Source organism: Actinacidiphila oryziradicis (assembly GCF_005047355.1).
GTDB lineage: Bacteria > Actinomycetota > Actinomycetes > Streptomycetales > Streptomycetaceae > Actinacidiphila > Actinacidiphila oryziradicis.
In genome coordinates this window covers 26,261-41,342 of sequence record NZ_SUMC01000002.1, presented here as the reverse complement: position 1 = coordinate 41,342, position 15,082 = coordinate 26,261, and the positions used below count along the sequence as shown (strand labels likewise).

Below are 15,082 nucleotides of genomic sequence, written 5' to 3'. Positions count from 1 at the left end.
CCCCTGCGCCTATGCCACGCGGGCGTAGCCGGCGATCGGCATCTCGGTGATCGGCGCGATCTTCACGACCGTGCCCGTGTGCGGGGCGTGGATCATCATGCCGCCGCCGATATAGAGGCCGACATGGCTGACCCCGGAGTAGAAGAACACCAGGTCACCCGGCTGCAGCTGGGACGCCGACACCCGGGTGCCGGCGTTGATCTGGGTGTAGGTGGTACGCGGGATGGAGATCCCGGCGGCGGCCCAGGCGGCCTGCGTCAGGCCGGAGCAGTCGTAGGAATTGGGGCCCGTGGCGCCGTAGACGTACGGCTTGCCGAGCTGGGCTTGAGCGAAGGCGATCGCCTTGGCGGCCTTGGTCGCGTACGCGCTGCTGGAGCCCGTACCCGTACTGGTGCCCGTGCCCGTGCTCGTACCGGAGCTGGAGGACGACGAGCTGCTTGAGGACGACTGCGACTTCGCGGCGAAGGCCACGGCCTTCTTCGTCGCCGCCGCCTCCTGCTGCTTCTGCAGTGCCGCCAGCTTCGCCTTCTGCTGCGCGGTGAGGCTGTTGAGCAGCTTCTGCGCCGCCGCGAGCTTGGTCTGGACGGTCTTCTTCTCCATCTGCAGACTCTGCTGCGAGGTCGTCAGCTTGTTGAGGCTCTGCACCGCCTCGGTGCGTTGCGTGCTGATCGCGGCCTGCTGGGTGCGGTAGTCATCCAGGACCTGTGCCTCCTGGGTGGACATGCGGTCCATCGTGTGGGCCTGGTCCAGCAGTGCCTGCGGGTCGCTGGCGAGCAGGAAGCTCGCCGTCTGGTCCAGCCCGCCGCTGCGGTACTGCGCCGTGGCGTACTCACCCAGGGTGCGCCGCACGTCGTTCAGCTTCGCCGTCTTGCGGGCGACCTGTTCCAGCAGCTGGTCGGCCTTCGTGCGCTGTTGGTCGGTTTGCGTCTTGGCGCCGTCGTACCGCTCGGTGGCGACCTCGGCCTGCTGGTACAGCTTGTTGACCTGCGACTGTACCTGCGCGATCGACTGGGTGGCGGGGGCCGCGTTCGCCGTCTCGCTGAACAGGGTGACGGTGGCCAGCGCCACCGTGGTGAACCCCACGACCGCGCGTGGGCCGGGGGCAGTCAGTATTCGGGTGCGATTACGCGGCTTACGGTGCGACGCCAAGGCGGTCGAGCTCCTTCCGTGGACCGCCTACCGGGTTAGCTGTCGGGTTCGGGCTGTCGGAAGGTCGCCCTACGGCTGTACGTACGAGACATACAGCCGATTCACCCCAAAAACACTTGGGTCCCCGGCTCCGGCCGGAGCCGGACTCAGCGGAAGCGGCCCGTGCCGGCAGGTTTGCCGTGGGAGGGACGGACCGCTTGCCCGGCACGCTAGCCAACGGAAGTGGCGGATGGGAAGACCGATCCGCGATCTTCTCGAAACCTTTCTGTGATGTGTGAGGTATCGCACGGGGCGTATCGCTCACGGGGTGCGGAATGGGGCATCTCCGCTGGCCCGCCGGGGGAGTTGTTCATGTGCGGGCCGGTGGCCGGGTTGTGCCCATCCGTGCCGTCCTGCGGCACGCCGCCCCACCTATTCGCGCGGCCTCTAAATCCAGCCCGTCCGGGAAAGCGCCGCAGGCGTCCGGGCGCGGCGAAGGGGGCGGCGGGTGTCAGTGGGGGCGCCTAGACTTGGGGGACGATGAGCAGCCTCTTCGATGACAGCTTCCTGGCCAGCCTTGAGCCCACGAGCGAGGAGCCTCCGCCGCCGGAGGACGAGGCCGGGCCCGGGCCGGAGCCCTTGGCGGACGACCTGTTCGGGGGTCGCTTCGACGTGCCCGTCCCGAGGGACGTGTATTACCGGGACGGCGCGGTACGTCCCCCCGTGGATCCGGCGGCGCTGTTGGAGGGGCTGAATGAGCAGCAGCGGGCCGCGGTCGTCCACGCGGGTTCGCCGCTGCTGATCGTCGCGGGAGCGGGCTCGGGCAAGACGCGGGTGCTGACGCACCGGATCGGGCATCTGCTGGGCGCGCGCGGGGTGCACCCGGGGCAGGTCCTGGCGATCACGTTCACCAACAAGGCCGCGGGCGAGATGAAGGAGCGCGTGGAGCAGCTGGTGGGCCCGCGTGCCAACGCGATGTGGGTGTCGACGTTCCACAGCGCCTGCGTAAGGATCCTGCGGCGTGAGAGCAAGCGGCTGGGCTTCACCTCCAGCTTCTCGATCTACGACGCCGCCGACTCCAAGCGGCTGATGGCGCTGGTCTGCACCCGGGACCTGGATCTCGACCCCAAGCAGTTCCCGCCGAAGTCGTTCAGCGCGAAGGTCTCCAACCTGAAGAACGAGCTGATCGACGAGGAGACCTTCGCCGGGCAGGCGGAGAACGCGTTCGACAAGAAGCTCGCCGAGGCGTACGCGCTGTACCAGTCGCGGCTGCGCGAGGCCAATGCGCTGGACTTCGACGACATCATCATGACGACGGTGCACCTCTTGCAGGCGTTCCCCGATGTGGCCGAGCACTACCAGCGGCGCTTCCGGCATGTCCTCGTCGATGAGTACCAGGACACCAACCACGCCCAGTACACGCTGATCCGCGAGCTGGTGGGGGCCGGGGACGAGGTGGCCGAACTGTGCGTCGTCGGTGACGCGGACCAGTCGATCTACGCCTTCCGCGGTGCGACCATCCGGAACATCCTCCAGTTCGAGGAGGACTATCCGCAGGCCAGGACGATCCTGCTGGAGCAGAACTACCGCTCTACGCAGACGATTCTGACGGCCGCCAACGCTGTTATCGAACGGAATGCCTCGCGCCGCCCGAAAAACCTGTGGACCGAGGCCGGGGACGGCCCCGTCATCACCGGTTATGTGGCCGACCAGGAACACGACGAGGCGCAGTACATCGCCGACGAGATCGACCGGCTGACCGATGCCGGGGACGCCAAGCCGAGCGATGTGGCGGTCTTCTACCGGACCAATGCCCAGTCCCGTGTCTTCGAGGAAGTCTTCATCCGCGTCGGGCTGCCGTACAAGGTCGTCGGCGGGGTGCGCTTCTACGAGCGCAAGGAGGTCCGCGATGTCCTCGCGTATCTGCGCGTGCTGGCGAATCCGGAGGACACCGTCTCGCTCCGCCGGATCCTGAATGTGCCCAAGCGCGGCATCGGCGACCGCGCCGAGGCGATGATCGACGCGCTGTCGCTTCGGGAGAAGGTCTCCTTCCCACAGGCGCTCCGCCGGGTCGAGGAGGCGTACGGCATGGCCGCGCGCTCGCTCAATGCGGTGAAGCGGTTCAATGAGCTGCTGGAGGAGCTGCGCACCATCGTCGAGTCGGGTGCCGGGCCGGCGACCGTGCTGGAGGCCGTGCTGGAGCGCACCAGCTATCTGGCGGAGTTGCAGGCGTCCACCGATCCGCAGGACGAGACCCGGATCGAGAACCTCCAGGAGCTGGCGGCCGTCGCGCTCGAATTCGAGCAGGAGCGTGCCGACGACGAGCCGGGGACGCTGGCCGACTTCCTGGAGCGGGTCGCGCTGGTCGCCGACTCCGACCAGATCCCGGACGGCGACGAGGGCGGTGGCGTCATAACGCTGATGACGCTGCATACGGCGAAGGGCCTGGAGTTCCCCGTCGTCTTCCTCACCGGCATGGAGGACGGCGTCTTCCCGCACATGCGGTCGCTCGGGCAGGCCAAGGAGCTGGAGGAGGAGCGGCGGCTCGCGTATGTCGGGATCACCCGGGCGCGCGAGCGGCTGTATGTGACGCGGTCCTCGATGCGCAGCGCATGGGGGCAGCCCTCGTACAACCCGCCGTCGCGGTTCCTGGAGGAGATCCCGGAGACGCTGATCGAGTGGAAGCGCACGGGCGGCTCCGCGGCACCCTCTGCTTCGGTCAGCGCGGCGGCTTCGGTGCTCTCCCGGGCCAAGTCCGGGCCGAGCGGTTTCGCGACGCGCCGGGGAGCGAAGGAGCGTCCGGTGGTGGCGCTGGCGGTGGGCGACCGGGTCACGCACGACTCGTTCGGGCTCGGCACGGTGGTGGGTGTCAAGGGCAGCGGGGACGCCGCGGAGGCGACGGTCGATTTCGGCGAGGAGAAGCCGAAGCGGTTGCTGCTGCGGTACGCGCCGGTGGAGAAGCTCTAGCGCTTCGCGCGGGCGGGAGTTGGACGCTCCGGCCCCGGCTCCAGGGCCTGTCCGGCGGATCAGGGTCGGACAGACCGCGGCGTCCGGTGATGGGGGGACCTCCCAGCGGTAGCTGGGGGCGCGTCGCGGCCTCTAATCCGCCGGACAGGCTTTAGCGCGGGTCGAGCCCCTTTGCCAGGAGCCAGGGGAGGGGGTCGATGGCCGCGCCGCCGTGGGGGCGTACCTCGAAGTGGAGATGGGGGCCGGTGGAGTTGCCGGAGTCGCCGGAGTAGGCGATGACGTCGCCTGCCTGGACGGAGCCGGAGCGGAACTTGGTGCTGCTGAGGTGGCAGTACCAGGTCTCGGTGCCATCGGGTGCGGTGACTATGGCCATGTTGCCGTAGGCGCTGTTCCACTGGGTGCGGACGGTGCCGTCGGTCGCGGCCATCACCGGGGTGCCGTAGCTGACGGGGAAGTCGATGCCGGTGTGCACCGACATCCAGTTGACGCCCGCCTGGCCGAAGTAGGCGCTGAGGCCTTTCTGCGTCACGGGGAGCAGGAACTTCGGGCGGGCCGCTTCTTTGGCGGCGGCCGCGGCGGCTTTCTTCTGCTTCTCGGCGGCCTGGCGTTCCTTGAGATCGAGCCGTTCCTGGGTGCGGCTGGCGCGGGTCGCGAAGTCGTCGGCGTCCCGGCTGACCCCGGCCAGCTGCTGGTCCAGCTTGGTGGTGACGGTGCTGGAGGATGCGGCGTCGGCCTGGCTGTTTGCGGTGTCCTTCTGGTCGCCGGGCGCGCTGATGGTCGCTGCGGCACAGGCGGCGACCCCCATGACGGCGGCGGACGGTACGGCGACGGTGAGCAGGGCCGAGCGCTTGGCGGTGCGCTTGCGCCGGCTCCGGGGGAGCGGGGGCGAGGTCGCCCCCGGGTTCGTCTCCGGGTTCGTCTCCGGCTGAGATTCTGCTGCCGGGGTCAGTACCGGGTCCAGGTCCTGGTCCAGCTCTGGGTCCGGGTGCGGTTCCAGCTCCGGGTCGGCGCGTCCGTACTCGTATTCATATTCGTACGGATATTCGATCATGGGTTCGGCCTGGAGCTGCGGCTGCGGCTCCGGCTCGTAGGCCACGTGTTGCTCGGGCTGGGCATAGACCCAGGCCGGCTGTTGCCAGTAGCCGGTGGTGTCGTAGGTCTGCCCGTATGGAGTCTGCCCGTATGGAGTCTGCTCGTATTGCTGGGGCTGCCGGGGAACCGTGGCGTACGGATGCGGGTCCTCATAGGTGAGGGTGCCCGGCATCACACCAAAGAGAGGGTCGCCGTCCCCATAGGTGGCGCCTACGGTCGGGTACGTGTCGTACCCGTAGGCGCTGTAGCCGGGGGCGTACCCCGATGGGTGACGTTCGTTCACCGCTTCTCTTTCGCCTCGGCAGCAGGAGAATTAGCGGTGACTGTATCCCCCTGCGGCCGAGGCTCACAATCTTCGGTGGGTTTCGAGCGCCCGCAATGCCTTGTGTTCGAGAAGCTTTCGACGCTTATGCCGCGTCGGCGGCGCCTGGAGTCGGTGGTTCGCCGACCAGTGCCTGGCGGATACCGGCCGCGATCGAGCTGTGCGCCGGCATCGTCAGATGCCCCATTCCGGAGATGTGCACATTCTCCTTGATGAGATCCGGATGGTCGAGCCGTGCTGTTTCGACCGGGATCATCATTTCGTCCAAGTCGCTCCAGAAAGCCACGAAACGCGTGAGGCAGTGCGGCGCCGGCTCCATCAATTCGTCCATGAGATCGGAGCCCGGACGCATCTGCCGGACGATCGGGTGCGGGTTCAGTAGCGGGACGGCCGTTGTCCCGGAGTGCGGTGTCCCCAAGGTGACCAGGGTGCGGACGCGTACGTCGCCCCTCAGTCGCTGAACGTAGTAGCGCGCGATGAGGCCGCCCAGGCTGTGGCTGATGATATCGACATGGCGGTGGCCGCTCTGCTCGCAAATGCGTTCGACGTGGCGGCTGAGCAATGCCGCAGCGGTGCGGATGTCACAGGTGAGCGGGGAGTAGTTCAGTGCTTGCACATGCGTCCAGCCGTGCTGCCGCAATGATCGCGACAAGGGTGCGAAAACCGAACGATTGTCCACAAAGCCGTGCAGCAGGAGCACGGGCGGATGGCCGAGCCCCGCAATGGGAATGCGGGGAGTCCGCTGCGTCCCGTCACCGCCCGAGGCGATCGACTGCGCGATGCGCTCCTGGAAAATGCCGGTCGGATAGCGCAGGACGTGCCCGGTCAGGGTGACGATCTCGATGGCAGCGGCTCGTGCGTACGCCGCCTGGCGGAGCAGACGGCCTCCGAATCCGAAAGACAGGACGTCCATGGCCCACCTCCCGCTACGGCACCCCGGAGACTGTCCCTGTCCCCTGTGCGCCGAAGAACGCGCGAGCCCGCGAACGCCTGCCCACCTGGGCGGGAAGACGGTTGCGAGCCCAACGCGCATCGAACATTTACGTGTCCCATATGTGATTTCCCCCTCCCTCGATGGATCGAAACTGTCCTGTAAGGGATGCTGACGGATAACGTTCGTTCACGCACTTGCAATGCCAATGGAGGCAGCGATGGGAGTGTCCGGTCCGATCCGCGTAGTGGTGGCCAAACCGGGTCTCGACGGCCACGATCGCGGGGCCAAGGTCATCGCGCGTGCGCTGCGCGACGCCGGCATGGAAGTGATCTACACAGGCCTTCACCAGACCCCCGAGCAGATCGTCCACACCGCCATCCAGGAGGACGCCGACGCCATCGGCCTCTCCATTCTCTCCGGCGCCCACATGACCCTCTTCGCCAAGGTCATCGAGCTGCTCCGTGAGCGCGACGCCGAGGACATCAAGGTCTTCGGCGGCGGCATCATCCCCGACGGGGACATCGCCCCTCTGAAGGAGCTGGGCGTCGCCGCGATCTTCACCCCCGGCGCGCCGACGGGTGACGTGGTGGCCTGGGTGAATGCCAATCTCCGGGAGCCCGCCGGGGCCTGACACGGGCGAGGCCGGAATTCACTGGAACCTCCTCAGGGCTCCAGCTCGGCGAGCATCGCGGCGCGCAGCCGGAGGGTGCTGACCAGGCGCTGGAAGGCTTCGGCCCAGTACGTGCCGGCGCCGGGGGTGGTGTCGGCGGACTCTTCGGGGGCGGCGGTGAGGGCAGTGGCGCCGTCGGCTTCGGAGGAGTGGAGGCAGCGTTCGGCCAGGCCCATGACTCCGCTGAAGCTCCATGGATAGCTGCCCGCGTCCCGGGCTATGTCGAGGGCGTCGACGACGCTGCGGCCGAGCGGTTCCGACCAGGGGACGGCGCAGACGCCGAGCATCTGGAAGGCCTCGGCCAGGCCGTGCGAGGCGATGAAGCGGGCCACCCAGGCGGAGCGCTCCGGCTCGGGGAGGATCGAGAGCAGCTTCGCTGGGTCGCCGATCGTGGCGACCCTGGTTGACGCCGCCGGGGTGGGTCCGAGGAGCGCTCGGGCCCAGGCGGGATCGCGCTGGCGGACGGCGGCGCGGCACCAGGCGGCGTGGAGGTCGGCCTGCCAGTCGTCGGCGACGGGAAGGGCGACGATCTGTTCCGGGGTACGGCCCTGGAGCCGGTCGGTCCAGGTGGCCAGTGGGGTCGCGTCGATCAGCTGGGCGAACCACCAGGCGCGTTTGCCGCGGCCCGACGGGGGGATGGGGGCGATGCCGTCGCGCTCCATGGCGGCGTCGCATTCGTAGGGGGCCTCGATGGTGATTTCGCCGGCCCCTGCCGCGTTGAGGGACACGCAACTACGGGCCCGCTGGGCCATTCGGGTGGCGAGCGCGGAGCCGGGGAGGGCGGAAAGCAGCTCGGCGGCGGTGGCGCGGACATTTCGGCTGCGATCGGACAGGGCCTGTTCGAGGAACGGCTCGTCGGCGGGGGAGAGGCCCTCTCGGAGGGAATCGAGGAACATCAGACGGTCCTCGGCGCGCTCGGTGACCCAGGTCGTCCGGAGCAGGGCGAGCGCTGCTTGCGGTTCGCGGAGGCGGAGGTGGGTGAGGACCGCGACGCGTTCGGCGAAGAGGCCTTCCTCCCAGAGACGCCGGACGGCGGACGGGTCGTCGGTGGCGGGGGCGATGCCGCGGGCTCCGGCGCGGAGGGCGAACTTCCAGTCCGGGTTCAGCTCGGCGAGCCACAAGGCGCGGGGGCCGGCGAGGGCCAGGGCGTCCGCGCGCAGGTCTGTGCGGGCCCGGGCGGCGTCGAGCAGCGCGGGCAGCAGTGCGGGCGGGGCGGCGTAGCCGTGCTCGTTGGCGCTGGTCAGCCACTGCGGGAGCAGCTCCGACAGATTCGGTGCCGCCCCGCGTCTGCCGCCGCCCCCGGCTCCGGACGGGGTCGTGCGGTCGCGGTCTGCGAGGAGCAGCGCCAGGCGCCGGTGTGCGGCCGGCGGGAGTGCCGGGCGGGTGTCCGGCGGGGCCGGGACGGGGCGGTTGTGCGCGGTGGCGGGGCGCAGGCCGGCCCGGCGGCGCACGGTCGCCGTCGCTGCGGCGTCGAGGAGAGCGGTCGGTGTGCCGCCGCGGCGGTCGGTGCCGAGGAGAGCGGTGGTCAGGAGGTCGGGCCAGGTGGTTTTCACAGTTCCCCTTGGGTTGTGGTGTCCGCGCCTGCGGCGGGGGGGCTGGTCAGAGGGGCACGGGATCGGGGGCGGCGGGGCTCCACGCGGTGAGGGGGTGGAAGCCGCGGTGGCCGAGCTCGCCGAAGACGGTGACGGGGTGGCCGCCGGAGAGGGCGGCCAGGCGCCAGGGGCGAGTGGTGAGGGGAACGGCGTCGGGGGTGCCGGCATCGGCGAGCTGCCAGGAGGGTTCGCCGTGGCCGGGTATGGGGACGACGTCGGTGAGGACGACGGGCCACGCGTCGAGCCACGGGTCGTCGGCGAGGGCGGCTCCGTAGGCGGCGAGGGCGGGGCCGACGGGGGTGCCGGGCGGGACGCTGCCGGGGACGGGCGGGCCGTGGCGCTCGCCCCGGACAGGCCCCAGGGCGGCGCGCAGCGGGCGCGCGGCGGGGTGGTAGGCGAGGTCGGCATCGAGGGTGAGCCCGACGGGCAGGGCGAGTTCCGGGGCGCGGCCAGCGGCACCGAAGGACAGGAGCAGGGCGGCGCGGCCGGTGGCCTCGCCCAGCAGCCAGACGCGGCGGGTGGTCAGGCGGTCGTCCGCCGCATCGTGCTGGGCGAGGACCAGCCAGCGGTCCCTTACGGTCGGACCGGCCAGTAGCCCGGCGGTGTCGGTGGTGAAACCGATCCGGGTGCGGACGGTGGCCGCGAGCGGGGCCGGGAGACGATCCTGGTGTGCGTAGCCCCGGGTGAGGAGGTGGAGGAGGGACGCCTCCTCCAGCAGCCGGGACGGCCAGTCCCCGCCCGAACCCGGCAGCGCTCCCAACTCTCTTACCCGGGAGGCCAGACCGGGCGCCTGGGCATCCACCATGCGGGCGGCGATCTCGTCCCAGCGCTGGTACCCCTCGCGTTCGGCACCGGCCAGGCCGTCGCGGAGCAGGTCCGCGAGGCGCTGCTCCAGCTCGGCCGCCCCCGCGGCGACCCGCTGTGCGCGCTGTGCCCGGCGCCGGGCGACGGCGGCAGGGTTGGGGGCGCTCGGCTCGGCCTTGCGCTCCGTCGGCCGGCGGCGGCTGTCCAGCCACAGCGTTGCCCAGTCGGGCGGGGCTGCCGCTGCCACGGAGCCTCCGGACCAGAGCAGCAGCAGCCCCAGCGCGTGCTTGCACGGGAACTTCCGGCTCGGGCACGTGCACTTGGAGCCGGGGCCGGTCAGGTCGACGACCGTTTGGTACGGCTTGCTGCCGCTGCCCGCGCACAACCCCCACACGGCTGTGTCGTCCGCACCCGCGCCGGACCAGGGGGCCGGCGCGGACAGCCGGGACCCGGCCTTTTGTGATGAGAGGTCAGGCGCGAGTGCCAGAACCTGGTCTGCTGTCCACCGTTCGTCCATGCTTTCGACGGTAGGGCGGGGCACTGACAAACGGCCCTGGCCTGCGGCTTCTTTGGCGGAACAGCCCGTTGTCAGTGGCGTGGTGCACTGTGGAAACCGCAGGCGGACCGCGGCGGTTCGGACCGTGGCGCCTGTGCCAGGCGCTGCGCGCTGCCCGTGCGCAGTGCCCGTGCGGCATACACGACAAGGGGGATCCATGACTGCTGCCATGCCCATCGATACCGGCGCGTCAGCGCCTGCCGCGCTGCGACCGCATGCCGAGGAGGCGTTCGCGCATGAGCTCAAGGCGCTGGCGGCGGCCGACGACCGGTCGCGGCCGGCTCGCTGGAATCTGTCGCCGTGGGCGGTCGCCATGTATCTGCTCGGCGGGGTCCTGCCGGACGGCACCGTCATCACGCCGAAGTACGTCGGCCCGCGACGGATCGTCGAGGTCGCGGTCACAACACTGGCCACCGATCGCGCGCTGTTGCTGCTCGGAGTGCCGGGTACGGCGAAGACCTGGGTGTCGGAGCACCTCGCCGCCGCGATCAGCGGCGACTCGACGCTGCTGGTGCAGGGTACGGCCGGTACGCCCGAGGAGGCGATCCGCTACGGCTGGAACTACGCGGAGTTGCTCACGCATGGTCCGAGCAGGGACGCGCTGGTGCCCAGCCCGGTCATGCGGGCGATGGCCGAGGGCCGGATCGCGCGGGTCGAGGAGCTGACCCGTATCCCGGCGGATGTGCAGGACACCTTGATCACGATCCTGTCGGAGAAAACGCTGCCGATCGCGGAGTTGGGGGCCGAGACGCAGGCCGTACGCGGCTTCAATCTGATCGCTACCGCCAATGACCGCGACCGCGGGGTCAATGAGCTGTCCAGCGCCCTGCGGCGCCGGTTCAACACGGTGGTGCTGCCGCTGCCCGCGTCGGCCGAGGACGAGGTGGACATCGTCACCCGCCGGGTCGAGCAGCTCGGCCGCTCGCTGGAGCTGCCGGCCGCCCCGGAGGGTACGGACGAGATCCGGAGGGTCGTCACTGTCTTCCGTGAGCTGAGGAGCGGCGTCACCGCAGACGGCCGTACGAAGGTCAAGTCACCCTCCGGCACGCTCTCCACGGCCGAGGCCATTTCCGTGGTGACGAACGGCCTGGCACTCGCCGCGCACTTCGGGGACGGCGTGCTGCGCGCGCCCGACATCGCCGCGGGGATACAGGGGGCGGTGGTCCGCGACCCGGCGGCGGACCGGGTGGTGTGGCAGGAGTACCTGGAGACGGTGGTCCGCGAGCGGGACGGATGGAAGGACTTCTACCGGGCCTGCCGGGAGGTTTGGTCGTCATGAACGTTGTGGATGTGGCGGCCAGGCCTGCGAGCCTGCCAGGAGGCGCCGAATTGCGGTCGGTGGCCGTGGTGGTGGCCCGGTTGGGCTCGGACGCCTGGCTGGCGGCCCGGACACGGCCTGGGTCGGAGGGGACCAGGCCCGGTCCCGGGGGACGGGAGGTGGGCCGGTGAGCGGGCAGTTGACCGGCGCCGGCGGGGACGCCGGAGCCCCGGTCGGCCAGGGGCGCGGGGACGCGGGTTCGGCCGGGCCGGTCGTGCTGCTCGGGGTGCGGCATCACGGCCCCGGATCGGCGCGGGCGGTGCGGGCGGCGCTCGACCAGTACGGTCCGGGGGTTGTGCTGATCGAGGGGCCACCGGAGGGGGACGCGGTGGTGGGGCTGGCGGGGGACGCGGGGATGCGGCCGCCGGTGGCGCTGCTGGCGCATGTGGTGGATGAGCCGATGAGGGCGGGGTTCTGGCCGTTCGCGGAGTTCTCACCGGAGTGGGTGGCGATCCGGTGGGCGTCGGCGAGGGGGGTGCCGGTGCGGTTCATCGATCTGCCGGCGGCGAATTCGCTGGCGTCGGGGGAGGCGCAGGGGGCCGGTGACGCCGGGGTGGTGGACGCGGACGCGGTGCGGGTCGATCCGCTGGCGGTGCTGGCGGAGGCCGCCGGGTATGACGATCCGGAGCGGTGGTGGGAGGACGCGGTCGAGCACCGTGCGTCGGCCGGCGGCGATGCGCTGGCGCCGTTCGGAGCGCTGGCCGAGGCGATGGGGGCGCTGCGGGAGACGTACGGCGACGGGGGACATGCCGACGACGCCGCGCGGGAAGCGCATATGAGACTGCGGATCCGCGAGGCGCGGCGGGAGCACGAACGGGTGGCCGTGGTGTGCGGGGCGTGGCATGTGCCGGCGCTGGGGGAGCGGGTGGCTGTGGCGGCCGACCGGGCGGTGCTCAAGGGGCTGCCCAAGGTGAAGGTCGAGGTCACGTGGGTGCCGTGGACGCACCGGCGGCTGTCGCGGGCGAGCGGGTACGGGGCGGGGATCGCTTCACCGGGGTGGTACCGGCATCTGTTCGCGGCGCCGGACCGGCCGGTGACACGGTGGATGACCAAGGTCGCGGGGCTGCTGCGGGACGAGGACCTGCCGGTGTCCTCGGCGCATGTCATCGAGGCGGTACGGCTCGCCGACACGCTCGCCGTGATGCGCGGGAGGCCGCTCGCCGGTCTGGGCGAGACGACGGACGCCGTACGGGCGGTGATGTGCGACGGGTCGGATGTACCGCTCCGGCTCATCCAGGACCGGCTCGTGGTCGGGGACGAACTGGGCGAGGTGCCCGACGAAGCACCGGCGGTGCCGCTCGCGCGGGACCTGGTGCGGGAGCAGCGCAGGCTGCGGCTGAAGCCGGAGGCGCTGGAACGGGAGCTGGCGCTGGACCTGCGGAAGGAGACGGACGCCGGGCGCAGCCGGTTGCTGCACCGGCTCAGGCTGCTCGGCATCGGCTGGGGCGAGCCGGTGCGGTCCCGCGCCGGGACCGGGACCTTCCGGGAGACCTGGCGGCTGCGTTGGGAGCCCGAGCTGTCGGTACGGCTGGCCGAGGCCGGAGTGTGGGGGACGACGGTACGGTCGGCGGCGACCGCGAGGGCCGAGGACGAGGCGGTGCGGGCCGCCTCGCTGGCCGATGTGACCGGGCTCGCGGAGCGGTGCCTCCTCGCCGATCTGCCGGACGCGGTGCCGGTGGTGATGCGGGTCCTGGCCGATCGCGCGGCGCTCGACGCGGATGTCGCCCACCTGGCCGCCGCGCTGCCGGCGCTGGTGCGGTCCATACGGTACGGGGACGTACGCGGCACGGACGCGGCGGCGCTGGGCGAGGTCGCGCACGGTCTGGCGGAACGGATCTGTGTCGGTCTGCCGCCCGCGTGTGCCGGGCTCGACGCGGAAGGCTCGGCCGCGATGCGTCTCCACCTGGAGGCGGTGCACCGGGCGGTTGGCCTGCTGGCCGGGGAGGGGGACCGCGCCTTCGGCGCGCAGGGGAGCCCGGCCGCCCAGCCGCTCCCCGGAGAGGCGAAGGACGGGGTGCAGGAGCGGTGGACCGGCGCGCTGCGCAGCCTGAGCGGGTGGGGCGCGTCGATATCCGGGCTGCTGCGCGGCGCGGCCACCAGGCTGCTCATGGACGACGGTGAGCTGGCGGCCGATGAGGTGGCGCGGCTCATGGGGCTCGCCCTGTCACGGGGGACGGCACCGCAGGAAGCGGCGGCGTGGATCGAGGGATTCCTGGCGGGGGGCGGGATGCTGCTGGTGCACGACGAGCGGTTGCTGGGGCTGGTCGACGGGTGGCTGGCGGAGGTGCCGGGGGAGGTGTTCGAGGACGTACTGCCGTTGCTGCGGCGGACGTTCGCTGAATTCGAGCCGGGGGTGCGCCGGTCGGTCGGGGAGTTGGTGCGGAGGGGCACGACGGGGACGGCCGGCGTGGTGGCGGAGGCCGTGACGGGCTTCGGGGCGGGGCTCGATGAGATGCGGGCCGACGGGGTGCTCCCGGCGCTGCGCCTGCTGCTGGGGACGGAGGAGACGGCATGACGGACAGCGATGAGCGGCTGCGCCGCTGGCGGCTGGTGCTGGGCGGCGGTGCGGCCGACGGCACACGCCATGAGCTCGCGGGACGCGATGCGGCGATGGACCGCACCCTGGGTGCGCTGTACGGAAGCGACTCCGGTGGCGGCGCAGCCGCCTCGCGGCAGGCGGGGCTGGGCGGTTCGGCGCCGCAGGTGGCGCGGTGGCTGGGGGACATCCGGACGTACTTTCCGACGAGCGTGGTGCAGGTGATGCAGCGCGACGCGATCGACCGGCTGGGGCTGGCGGCGCTGTTGCTGGAGCCGGAGATGCTGGAGGCGGTCGAGGCGGACGTCCATCTGGTGGGGACGCTGCTGTCGCTGAACAAGGCGATGCCGGAGACGACGAAGATAACGGCGCGGGCGGTGGTCCGTAAGGTCGTGGAGGATCTGGAGAAGCGGCTGGCGGGCAGGACCCGGGCGACTGTGACGGGTGCGCTGGACCGTTCGGCGCGGGTGACGCGGCCCCGGCACCGGGACATTGACTGGGACCGGACGATCCGGGCCAATCTGAAGCACTATCTGGCGCTTCCCGGAAAAGAAGGAGAAGAAGGGGCCGGCACGATCGTGCCGGAGCGGCTGATCGGCTACGGCCGGGCCGCGCGGGCGGTGAAGAAGGACGTGGTGCTGTGTATCGACCAGTCGGGGTCGATGGCGGCGTCGGTGGTGTACGCGTCGGTGTTCGGCGCGGTGCTCGCGTCGATGCGGAGCATTGATACCAAGCTGGTTGTGTTCGATACCGCGGTTGTCGATCTGACCGATCAGCTCGACGACCCCGTCGATGTGCTGTTCGGCACCCAGCTCGGTGGCGGCACCGACATCAACCGGGCCCTGGCGTACTGCCAGTCGTTGATCACCCGGCCGTCGGAGACGGTCGTCGTGCTGATCAGCGATCTGTACGAGGGCGGGATACGCGACGAGATGCTCAAGCGGGTAGCGGCGATGAAGGCGGCGGGCACGCAGTTCGTGGCGCTGCTGGCGCTCTCCGACGAGGGGGCGCCCTCGTACGATCGCGAGCACGCGGCGGCACTGGCCGCGCTGGGGGCCCCGGCGTTCGCCTGTACGCCGGACCTCTTCCCGGAGGTCATGGCGGCGGCCATAGAGAAGCGGCCGCTGCCCATACCGGACATGACTAGGCATCAGTAGCCAGTG

The 15,082-nt window shown here is 71.0% G+C and carries 10 protein-coding genes and 1 riboswitch; of the genes, 5 read left to right on the top strand and 5 right to left on the bottom strand.

Features of this window, described 5'->3' with window-relative positions; all coding sequences use genetic code 11:
* Positions 1-9: 9 nt before the first annotated feature.
* Positions 10-1,149 (bottom strand): C40 family peptidase, encoded by a 1,140-nt coding sequence (locus FCI23_RS02440; protein ID WP_136721757.1) that lies wholly within the window; start codon positions 1,147-1,149, stop codon positions 10-12.
* 8 nt (positions 1,150-1,157) lie between these two features.
* A riboswitch (cyclic di-AMP (ydaO/yuaA leader) is annotated at positions 1,158-1,311 on the bottom strand.
* Positions 1,312-1,668: 357 nt separating this feature from the next.
* Here FCI23_RS02440 and pcrA point away from each other — a divergent pair.
* Positions 1,669-4,095: a DNA helicase PcrA gene (gene pcrA / locus FCI23_RS02435; protein WP_136721756.1), complete on the top strand. Its 2,427-nt coding sequence runs from the start codon at positions 1,669-1,671 to the stop codon at positions 4,093-4,095.
* 151 nt (positions 4,096-4,246) lie between these two features.
* Here pcrA and FCI23_RS02430 read toward each other — a convergent pair whose 3' ends face one another.
* On the bottom strand, positions 4,247-5,470 hold the full coding sequence (locus FCI23_RS02430; protein WP_136721755.1) for a M23 family metallopeptidase: 1,224 nt from the start codon (positions 5,468-5,470) through the stop codon (positions 4,247-4,249).
* Between the two features lie 124 nt (positions 5,471-5,594).
* Positions 5,595-6,422, bottom strand: coding sequence for an esterase/lipase family protein (locus tag FCI23_RS02425; RefSeq protein WP_136721754.1), 828 nt, complete (start codon positions 6,420-6,422; stop codon positions 5,595-5,597).
* Positions 6,423-6,660: 238 nt separating this feature from the next.
* Here FCI23_RS02425 and FCI23_RS02420 point away from each other — a divergent pair, with 238 nt between their 5' ends.
* Positions 6,661-7,074 carry a cobalamin B12-binding domain-containing protein gene (locus FCI23_RS02420; RefSeq protein ID WP_136721753.1) on the top strand — a complete coding sequence of 138 codons (414 nt, stop codon included), beginning with the start codon at positions 6,661-6,663 and terminating at the stop codon, positions 7,072-7,074.
* Between the two features lie 32 nt (positions 7,075-7,106).
* Here the strand turns inward: FCI23_RS02420 and FCI23_RS02415 are convergent, their stop codons facing one another.
* On the bottom strand, positions 7,107-8,666 hold the full coding sequence (locus FCI23_RS02415; RefSeq protein WP_136721752.1) for a DUF5691 domain-containing protein: 1,560 nt from the start codon (positions 8,664-8,666) through the stop codon (positions 7,107-7,109).
* Between the two features lie 46 nt (positions 8,667-8,712).
* A complete protein-coding gene (locus FCI23_RS02410; protein ID WP_246143227.1) occupies positions 8,713-10,026 on the bottom strand; it encodes an SWIM zinc finger family protein in 1,314 nt (437 codons plus the stop codon).
* A gap of 208 nt (positions 10,027-10,234) precedes the next feature.
* Here FCI23_RS02410 and FCI23_RS02405 point away from each other — a divergent pair, with 208 nt between their 5' ends.
* From FCI23_RS02405 to FCI23_RS02385, 3 genes are all read left to right on the top strand, one after another.
* Entirely contained in the window at positions 10,235-11,344 is a 1,110-nt protein-coding gene (locus tag FCI23_RS02405) for an ATP-binding protein (protein ID WP_211265181.1), read from the top strand.
* 166 nt (positions 11,345-11,510) lie between these two features.
* Complete coding sequence (locus tag FCI23_RS56115) at positions 11,511-13,898, top strand: DUF5682 family protein (RefSeq protein WP_407645905.1); 2,388 nt, start codon at positions 11,511-11,513, stop codon at positions 13,896-13,898.
* The gene (locus FCI23_RS02385; RefSeq protein WP_136721749.1) at positions 13,895-15,076 is read left to right on the top strand and encodes a VWA domain-containing protein; all 1,182 of its coding nucleotides are present in this window, start codon (positions 13,895-13,897) and stop codon (positions 15,074-15,076) included. Before FCI23_RS56115 ends, FCI23_RS02385 begins: the two co-directional genes overlap by 4 nt.
* Positions 15,077-15,082 lie beyond the last annotated feature (6 nt).